The organism is Protofrankia coriariae (assembly GCF_001017755.1).
Taxonomy (GTDB): Bacteria; Actinomycetota; Actinomycetes; order Frankiales; family Frankiaceae; genus Protofrankia; species Protofrankia coriariae.
The window spans coordinates 1-8,217 of record NZ_JWIO01000045.1 but is presented as its reverse complement, the minus strand read 5'-3'; the positions used below and the strand labels follow the sequence as shown (position 1 = coordinate 8,217).

Annotated in this window: 4 protein-coding genes and 1 pseudogene (1 of these 5 only partly in view); 2 read left to right on the top strand and 3 right to left on the bottom strand. The window is 69.9% G+C overall.

Annotated features, from left to right (window positions below):
* Both FrCorBMG51_RS20490 and FrCorBMG51_RS20485 read left to right on the top strand, forming a co-directional pair.
* Positions 1–1,028, top strand: a pseudogene (locus FrCorBMG51_RS20490) (family 2B encapsulin nanocompartment shell protein) (it extends 405 nt beyond the left edge of the window).
* A gap of 117 nt (positions 1,029–1,145) precedes the next feature.
* Complete coding sequence (locus FrCorBMG51_RS20485; protein ID WP_047224659.1) at positions 1,146–3,395, top strand: family 2 encapsulin nanocompartment cargo protein terpene cyclase; 2,250 nt, start codon at positions 1,146–1,148, stop codon at positions 3,393–3,395.
* Positions 3,396–3,563: 168 nt separating this feature from the next.
* On the opposite strand, the gene FrCorBMG51_RS35075 is transcribed toward FrCorBMG51_RS20485, so the two are convergent.
* From FrCorBMG51_RS35075 to FrCorBMG51_RS20470, 3 genes are all read right to left on the bottom strand, one after another.
* The gene (locus FrCorBMG51_RS35075; RefSeq protein ID WP_076844972.1) at positions 3,564–4,148 is read right to left on the bottom strand and encodes an undecaprenyl-diphosphate phosphatase; all 585 of its coding nucleotides are present in this window, start codon (positions 4,146–4,148) and stop codon (positions 3,564–3,566) included.
* Positions 4,149–4,614: 466 nt separating this feature from the next.
* On the bottom strand, positions 4,615–6,369 hold the full coding sequence (locus FrCorBMG51_RS20475; RefSeq protein WP_047224658.1) for a phosphatidylglycerol lysyltransferase domain-containing protein: 1,755 nt from the start codon (positions 6,367–6,369) through the stop codon (positions 4,615–4,617).
* A 509-nt stretch (positions 6,370–6,878) separates the two neighbouring features.
* Entirely contained in the window at positions 6,879–7,994 is a 1,116-nt protein-coding gene (locus FrCorBMG51_RS20470; protein WP_235433767.1) for an alpha/beta hydrolase, read from the bottom strand.
* Positions 7,995–8,217: the final 223 nt, after the last annotated feature.

The window sequence follows — 8,217 nt, the reverse complement described above, 5'->3', positions numbered from 1 at the left end:
CCGGCGCGCCGGCCGACGCGGTGTTCCTCGTCGCCCACGGCAAGATCGGGAAATTCGGCCCGGGTGAGTACGGTGACGAGCGCTCCCTCGGGGTGCTTGCCGACGGCGAGTACTTCGGTGACGAGGTCCTCGTCGAGTCGGACCTGACCTGGGAGTACACCGCCCGCGCCCTGACCGCCGCCACCGTGCTCGTGCTCACCCGCGAGCAGTTCGCCGAGGTCGTCGAGCGGGACACCGCGCTGCGCGGGCACCTGGCGGACTACCGCTCCCGCCCGCAGCCGCCGCGCAACCGGCAGGGCGAGGCGGAGATCGCGATCGCGGCCGGGCACAGCGGCGAGCCGGACCTGCCGGGCACGTTCGTCGACTACGAACTGGCCCCGCGTGAGTACGAGCTCAGCGTCGCCCAGACGGTGCTGCGCATCCACAGCCGGGTGGCCGACCTGTACAACGAGCCGATCAACCAGCTGGAGCAGCAGCTGCGGCTCACCGTCGAGGCACTGCGCGAACGCCAGGAGTACGAGCTGGTCAACAATTCCGACTTCGGCCTGCTGCACAACGCCGACCTGCGCCAGCGCATTCACACCCGCTCCGGCCCGCCGACCCCGGACGACCTGGACGAACTGCTCAGCCGGCGGCGCAGCACACACTTCCTGCTCGCCCACCCCCGGACGATCGCGGCCTTCGGCCGGGAATGCACCGCGCGGGGCATCTACCCGGCGACCGTCCTGTTCCACGACCAGCACGTGCCGGCCTGGCGCGGCGTCCCCCTCCTGCCGCTGAACAAGATTCCGATCAGCGCCACGGGAACGACCTCCGTCATCGCGTTGCGGACCGGGGAGGAGAACCAGGGTGTGATCGGCCTGCACCACACCGGCCTCGCCGACGAATACGAGCCGGGGCTGTCCGTCCGGTTCATGGGCATCAACGAGAAGGCGATTATCTCGTACCTGGTGACGACCTACTTCTCCGCCGCCGTCCTCGTTCCGGACGCGCTCGGAATCCTGGAGAGCGTCGAGATCGGGCGCTGAGCCCGCCCACCGGCGCGTCGCCGCGGTCAGCGCGCCGCGGCGACGCGCCGATATCGGTGACGCCCTCCGGGCGCGACCGCCCGCACCAGCGGCAGAGAAGGGTTTTCCCGGAGAATCATGCAGCCTTTCACCCTCCCCGAATTCTACGTGCCCTATCCGGCGCGCCTGAGCCCCCATCTGGACGTCGCCCGGGAACACAGCCGGGCGTGGGCCCGGGCCATGGAGATGATCGACCCGCCCGAGGGCGGGACCGCGATCTGGACCGAGCGGGACCTCGACGCCCACGACTACGCCCTGCTGTGCGCCTACACCCATCCCGACGCCACCGCCGAGCGGCTGAACCTCGTCACCGACTGGTACGTGTGGGTCTTCTACTTCGACGACTACTTCCTGGAGCTCTACAAGCGGACGCACGACATGGCGGGCGCGCGGGCCCATCTCGACCGGCTGCCCGCCTTCATGCCGGTCGACGGCGAGATCACCGAGGAGCCGACGAACCCGGTCGAGCGCGGGCTCGCGGACCTGTGGGCGCGGACCGTGCCGGCCAGGTCCGCCGACTGGCGGGCACGGTTCGCGGTGAGCACCCGCAACCTGCTCGACGAGTCGCTCTGGGAACTCGCCAACATCAACGCCGGCCGGCTGGCCAACCCGATCGAGTACGTCGAGATGCGCCGCAAGGTCGGCGGTGCGCCCTGGTCGGCGAACCTCGTCGAGCACGCCGCGGACGCCGAGGTCCCGGCCGCCGTCGCCGCCACCCGCCCGCTGCGGGTGCTGCGCGACACCTTCGCCGACGCGGTCCACCTGCGCAATGACCTGTTCTCCTACGAGCGGGAGGTCACCGAGGAGGGCGAGCTCAGCAACGGGGTGCTGGTCGTCGAACGCTTCCTCGACATCGGCACGCAGCAGGCCGCCGACGCCGTCAACGACCTGCTCACCTCCCGACTGCACCAGTTCGAGCACACGGCGGTCGTGGAGCTGCCGGCCGTCCTGGACGAGTACGGCATCGACCCGGCGGGACGGCTCGCGACGTTGGCGTATGCCAAGGGCCTGCAGGACTGGCAGTCCGGCGGCCACGAGTGGCATCTGCGCTCCAGCCGGTACATGAACCGCGAGGTAGCCCTCGACGCGGTCCCGGCCGGTCCCGGGCTGCCCGTCGGGGTGGGCGGGCTGCCCGGCCTGCCCGGCACGCCGAGCCTCGGCACCTCGGCGGTGCGGGTCGTGCCGTCCCTGCTCGCCACCGCGCCGCGGCGGCTTCGGTCCCATGCCAACGTGCCGTTCCGGGTGGTCGGGCCGACTCGGCTGCCCGAGTTCTACCTGCCATACACCACCGGGCGCAGCCCGCACCTGGACGCCTCGCGACGCTCGATCGTCCGCTGGGCAGGTGCGATGGGCATGCTGGAGCCGGTCCCGGGCATCTGGGACGAGCACAAGCTGGTCGCGTTCGACTTCGCCCTGTGCTCGGCCGGCATCCACCCGGACGCCTCCGCGGCGGAACTCGACCTCACCACCAGCTGGCTGACCTGGGGCACCTATGGCGACGACTACTATCCGGTGGTCTTCGGCCGGAGCAGGAACCTGGCCGGGGCCCGGCTGAGCAACGAACGGCTGCGCGCCTTCATGCCCCTCGACGGCCCGGCCATCGAGGTACCGGCGAACGCCCTCGAGCGCGGCCTCGCCGACCTGTGGGAACGCACCGCCGGGCCGATGGAGCCCGCCGCGCGGGCCGTCTTCCGCCACGCCGTCGAAGTGATGATCGACAGTTGGCTGTGGGAGCTGGCGAACCAGGCGGTCAACCGCATCCCCGACCCCGTCGACTACCTGGAGATGCGCCGCGCGACGTTCGGCTCCGACCTGACGATGAGCCTGTGCCGGCTCGCCCGCGCACACACCGTGCCGGCCGAGATCTTCCGCACCCGGCCGATACGGTCGTTGGAGAACGCCGCGGCCGACTATGCCTGCCTGCTCAACGACGTCTTCTCCTACCAGAAGGAGATCCAGTTCGAGGGCGAGATCCACAACTGCGTGCTGGTGGTCGAGAACTTCCTCGGCTGCGGCCGCGACCGTGCGGTCGAGGTGGTGAACGATCTCATGACCGCCCGGATGCGCCAGTTCGAGCACATCGTGGCCGAGGAACTGCCGGTGCTGTTCGACCAGCTGGAGCTCGACGGCGACGTCCGCGGCGCGCTGCTCGGCTACGTGCGGGAACTGCAGAACTGGCTGGCCGGCATCCTGCGCTGGCACGAAGGAACCCACCGCTACGAGGAGACCGAGCTGCGCTACCACCCGGCCGTGGACCGGCGGCCCTTCGGTGCTCCGAGCGGGCTGGGTACGTCGGCAGCGGACGTCCGCCGGCTGGTCGCCCGATAGACCATCCCACCCCCCGGGCCGGCGGAGGCCCAGGTGAGAGCGGTGATCCGGGCACACCGCCCGCATGGCTGGAGGCGACCGGACGGGGCATCCGCGCCGTCCGGTCGGTTCCCCGAACCCCCGAAGATTTCGCCCGGGTTCGCCCACAGCCGGAACAAAACCACTGGATCAACGAATATTGCGTACGACCGGAGCGGACAGCGCGGGACTTCCTTCCGTTGTTTCCGGCCGAATCCTGCCCGCGGCGGCACCGACGGACAGCGGCGCCGGGCCAGCCGATCCCGGGGTGGTGCCTTCAGGAGCGCCCGTGGCGGGCGTCGGAGTCGGTCTCCCGGCGGTGAACCTGCCGGTGATCGGCGCCGTCGTCACCGGAGCGGGCGCGGACCCGGGTCCGCGGGGCGCCGTGTTCCTCCGCCGCAGCCGCTCTCCAGCGAGCAGCACGCCACCGTTGACGGTCAGGAACAACGTTGCCGACAACGGTTTGCCGAGCGTGGCGCGGAAAGTGTGCTCCAGCAGGAGACCGCTGACTCCTACCGGAACCGTCGCGATAACCAGTAGCCAGCCGAGTCGCTGGTCGGATGTCCGGACCTGGCGGTCCCGTGCCGATATCGCCAGACCCCTGGTGATCCGGACCCAGTCGCGCCAGTAGAACGTGATCAGAGCGATCGCGGTAGCGACGCGCACGGCGACGATGAAGGCCCGGTAGGGCGACTCCGGCGCGGGAGACGTCCAGGTCCCGCGCCCAGCTCCCACCGATTCACGCGGGGACGAGCACGCTGTGCCCGAGACCGGACACCGGAAACAGTTCCGTGATCCCTTGTAGGAGACCGATCGTGCCCGTCTCGACGAACCCGAAATGCCCCATCGGCGCTTTCCCTTCTTTCGGCGAGGCGTCAGGCCCGCCTGATTCCCGACGGGGCAGTCCGGCCGCGACTGTCTGCCCGCCGAGCGGCGGGTCGGTTCACGATTAGGATCATGTGAAAACGGTGTACGCCAAACGGGCGATCGGGGCCGGCCGCGCTCTGAGCGCTCCCCGGCGTTGAGGGGGCGTCCACGTGACTCCGGCAGATCTTGTTTCATGATCTGAGAGGTGGACGAGATCTGAGGGGCGGGGTGCGTGACGGCTGTTGCCGCCGACACCGGCGGTGTTGAGCCGGTGCGGCCAGCGGCGCACGGTATGCCGACGCCGGCGCGGAGACAGAACGCGGGCCACAGCAGGTCAAGAACGTCGTTGGTGGCGGTCAGGCGAAGCTGTCCGCGCGGCGCCGCCGCGTAGACGGGTGCTGGGGCGGGGCAGGTACCCGCGCCAGCGTGACCATACCCAGCGTGGCCATACAAGGAAGGCCTCGGCCTCGAGCATGGCCAGCGCGATCCGGGGCAGGTCCGCGGACGCGGGATAGCAGACGTACCGGGACAGCCAGGTCGGCTGGAACTTGGCGTTGAACCGGTACAGGCTGTCGATCTGGAACCAGCGGGACAGGAACATCAGCAGACCGCGCCACGAGCGCAGCACCGGCCCCGCGCCGAGCCGTTCGCCACGTTCGAGCGCGGACCGGAAGACCGCGAAGTTCAGCGACAGCCGCTTGACACCGAGATCCCGGGCCCGGCGGACAGCGCTGACGATCAGGAACTCGTTGAGTCCGTTGTCGGCCGCCCGGTCGCGCATCATCGCGTCCAGCGACAGGCCTGTGCGCCCCCAGGGCACGAAGTGCAGCACGGCGCGCAGCCGGGGCTCCGCGCCGTGCGGTTCCGCGGAGAAGGCCATCACCACGACGCAGTCGCCGTCTGCCGCATCGCCGATCCGGCCGAGAGCCATCGAGAACCCCCGCTCGGTCTCGGTACCTCGCCAGACCGCGACCTGGGCCCTGAGCCGCGCGACGTCCCGCGGCTCAAGATCGCCGATCCGCTGGACGATCGCTGTGTAGCCGGCGCGCTCCACCCGGGCGACAGCCTGGCGGACGTTGCGCATGGTCCGGCCTTCCAGCGTAAAGCCGGTCGTCTCCAGCACGGCTTCGTCCCCGAACTCCAGCACCGACAGGCCCGCGCGGGTCCAGGCGATGCCCCCTGCCTCTGAGCAGCCGATGACTGCCGGCGTCCAGGCGTGGTCGGCCGCCTCGCGGAGGAACTCCCTGATGGCGCCGGGCCACGCTTCCCGGTCACCGAGCGGATCGCCGCTGGCAAGCATCACACCGGAGACGACACGGTAGGCCACACAGGCCTTCCCTGTCGGTGACCAGACAACCGACTTGTCCGATCGCAACACGAAGTACCCCAGTGAGTCGGCATCACCGTGTCGGGCCAGCAGGGCACGCACCCGGGCCTCGTCCTCGTCGGTCAGCCTCGGCCGCGGCTCGGGGGGGCGCAGCGCGAGATAGGCGGTGGTCCCAATGGTCAGCACACCCATCGTCAGCAGCGTCCGAAAGGCCAGGTCGGCGAAACGGTGGGAGGTGAACTCCAGCGGCCCGGGGATACCGGCCAGCCCCAGGACGACCTGTTCCAGCTGGGCGGACAGCGGTTGCGGGCCGGCAATCCGATTCTCGCGCAGGTGCAGCAGCAGAAAGCCGACCCCAATCGACACCACCGTGAGCAACAGACCGATCCCGAGTGCCCGCCAGCGTGTCGTCGGGTCGCCCTTTGCTCGGAACTCCTGGTGAGCCAGGAGCAGGGCGACGAACAGCGCGGCCGACCCGGCTGCCTCCTCATAGTCCAGTCCTTTGACTATGTGCAGGACCACGCTTGTCCCAAGGAGAACCACCGTGGCCCGCCACGCCCGCCTCTTGCGTCGCCGCAGTCCGGCCGCGAGCAGCACCAGCAGCATCCCCACCACGACGGTGAACGCGGAGGCCTGCCGGGAGACCGCCATGGGCAGCAGCGCCTGTAGGTCCTCCAGCCGCGAATGCCACTCCGGAGTCAGCGAGGACCCGATGTCCATCAGGCCGATGGCGAGCGTCAACAGCGCGGCGATCCGCGGCACCCACGGCCGCCTCCAGGCCCACAGCCCGAACCGACGCGGCCCGGAGCCGGATGCGGCGCGTCGCGGGGCGTTCGAGGGACCCGTCCTCGTATTCGCGTTCGCTGTCTTCAGAGGCGCTGCCGGGTCTCTCGATCGCGGCGGGTTGCCTGGCTTCTGCCGCGCCGGGCGGCTTGGACGTGGGCGGATCCGTAACGGCTTACCAGTAAGGTCGGAGCGCGACCGCGGACGTGGCCATCCGCGGCGATTGCCGGAGATCCGATCAGCTGTCTCGGCAGGAGACTCCCGCCTCCCGCCGCTTCGGCGGGTCTGGCGAAGTGTTGGTGCCGCTGAAGATGCTCACGATCCTTGTTACCCCTTTTCGGGTGAGCCCCGGGATCCGTCAACACTGTCGTATCGGGACAGCGAATTCGCACAGGCCGGCCTGCCCTGCCGACAAAATGGACGGGATGTGCCTTCTCCCTGTACAACGCAACAGCCCTCTGCCTCTCCACCTTCCGCCCCGCTGCCCCTCAGGCGGCCGCCACCCTGGCGTGAAGGTGCTGGAGCACACGTGTATGACGGTCAGTCGATGCCGGGGAGGCGGTCGGCACCGCCCACTGAAGGCCGTCGCGGAGCGCCGGTCGCCACACGTTGAAGTCGTGGCCGCCGGGCCTGAGCCTCAGAACGGTGGTGAATCCGGGGCGCCGCGACAGGGTGAGTGCCATGTTTCTGGTGTCGTCCAGGGACTCGCGGTCGCCGCGCCCACAGTCCAGCCACACCCGCATCGGCGGGTCCGGCAGGAGCGCGAGTGCGTAGAGCGCCGGTGTGTTGGCCGCGGCGACGAAGGCGAGATCCGGCCGGTTTCCGAACAGCCCGGCCATTCCTCCGTCATGGGTCGGTCTGGTCATCCCGGACATGTCGACGATCGTCGCGATGAGGTCGCGATGCCGCAGGCCGAGGTTCAGCGCGCAGTACCCGCCCGCGGACATCCCGGCCAGGATCCGGTCGGCCCGATCCGGGATGGTCCGCAGCCGCGCGTCGACCGTCGGAATCACGTCGTCGACCAGGTAGGTTTCGACGTGTTCCCCAGGGCGGTCGACGCATTCGCTGTCGTCGAGCCAGCCGTGGCTCAACCGCGGGGCGACGAGGATCGCGGGCTGGCCGTCGTGCGCGAGCATCGCACCAACCTGCGCGGCCTGGCCTCCCCGGTACCAGTCGACCGGAACGCCTGGCGACCCGTGTAACAGATAGACGACCGGGAACCGGGTATGCGACTCGGTGAAGTACTGCGGCGGAAAATACACCAGGGCCTCCTGAGTTCCGAACCCACTGTGGACCCCGGTGACCGGCAGGCCGACGACCGAGCCGTCGGGATGCGGCCGCGGCGCCTGGCCGACTATTTCGTGTGCCGACGCTGTCGGCCAGGATTGCACCCCGATGACGTCGTCGAACCGCGGCAGGTAGCCGTAGTGGGCGTTGACCAGGTCCGCCACCGTCGCCAGCGTGAGTAGCAACGCCAGACTTCCCAGGCCGACCGACACGGCCCGTTCTCGACGCGCGAGCAGCGCGCAGCCGGCCCCGCAGATCGCCGTCAGTCCTGCCAGGGACAGCAGGAACCATTTCCCGATGATGGCCAGGGATCCCAATCCCGCCCCCGTCACACGATCGTCACGAACGCGAGGGCCTCCGGCCGTATCCTCCGTGGCCTTCCCTCGCCCGCGCGGGTGTCCCACCCGCGGGTGCTTGTTGTCATCGGCGCCGCCTGAAACTCCCTTCGGCGGGATGAAATGCTCCTCAACTGTCTGAAGCGCTCGCTAATTGGCGTCGTGTTCGTCCGCGCCCGGTTCGGGAGGCGGGCGCGCGCTGCCC

Excerpts from the sequence above, each read along its gene's own strand:
- FrCorBMG51_RS20485 (WP_047224659.1), top strand. The coding sequence starts at position 1,146 with ATGCAGCCTTTCACCCTCCCCGAATTCTACGTGCCCTATCCGGCGCGC.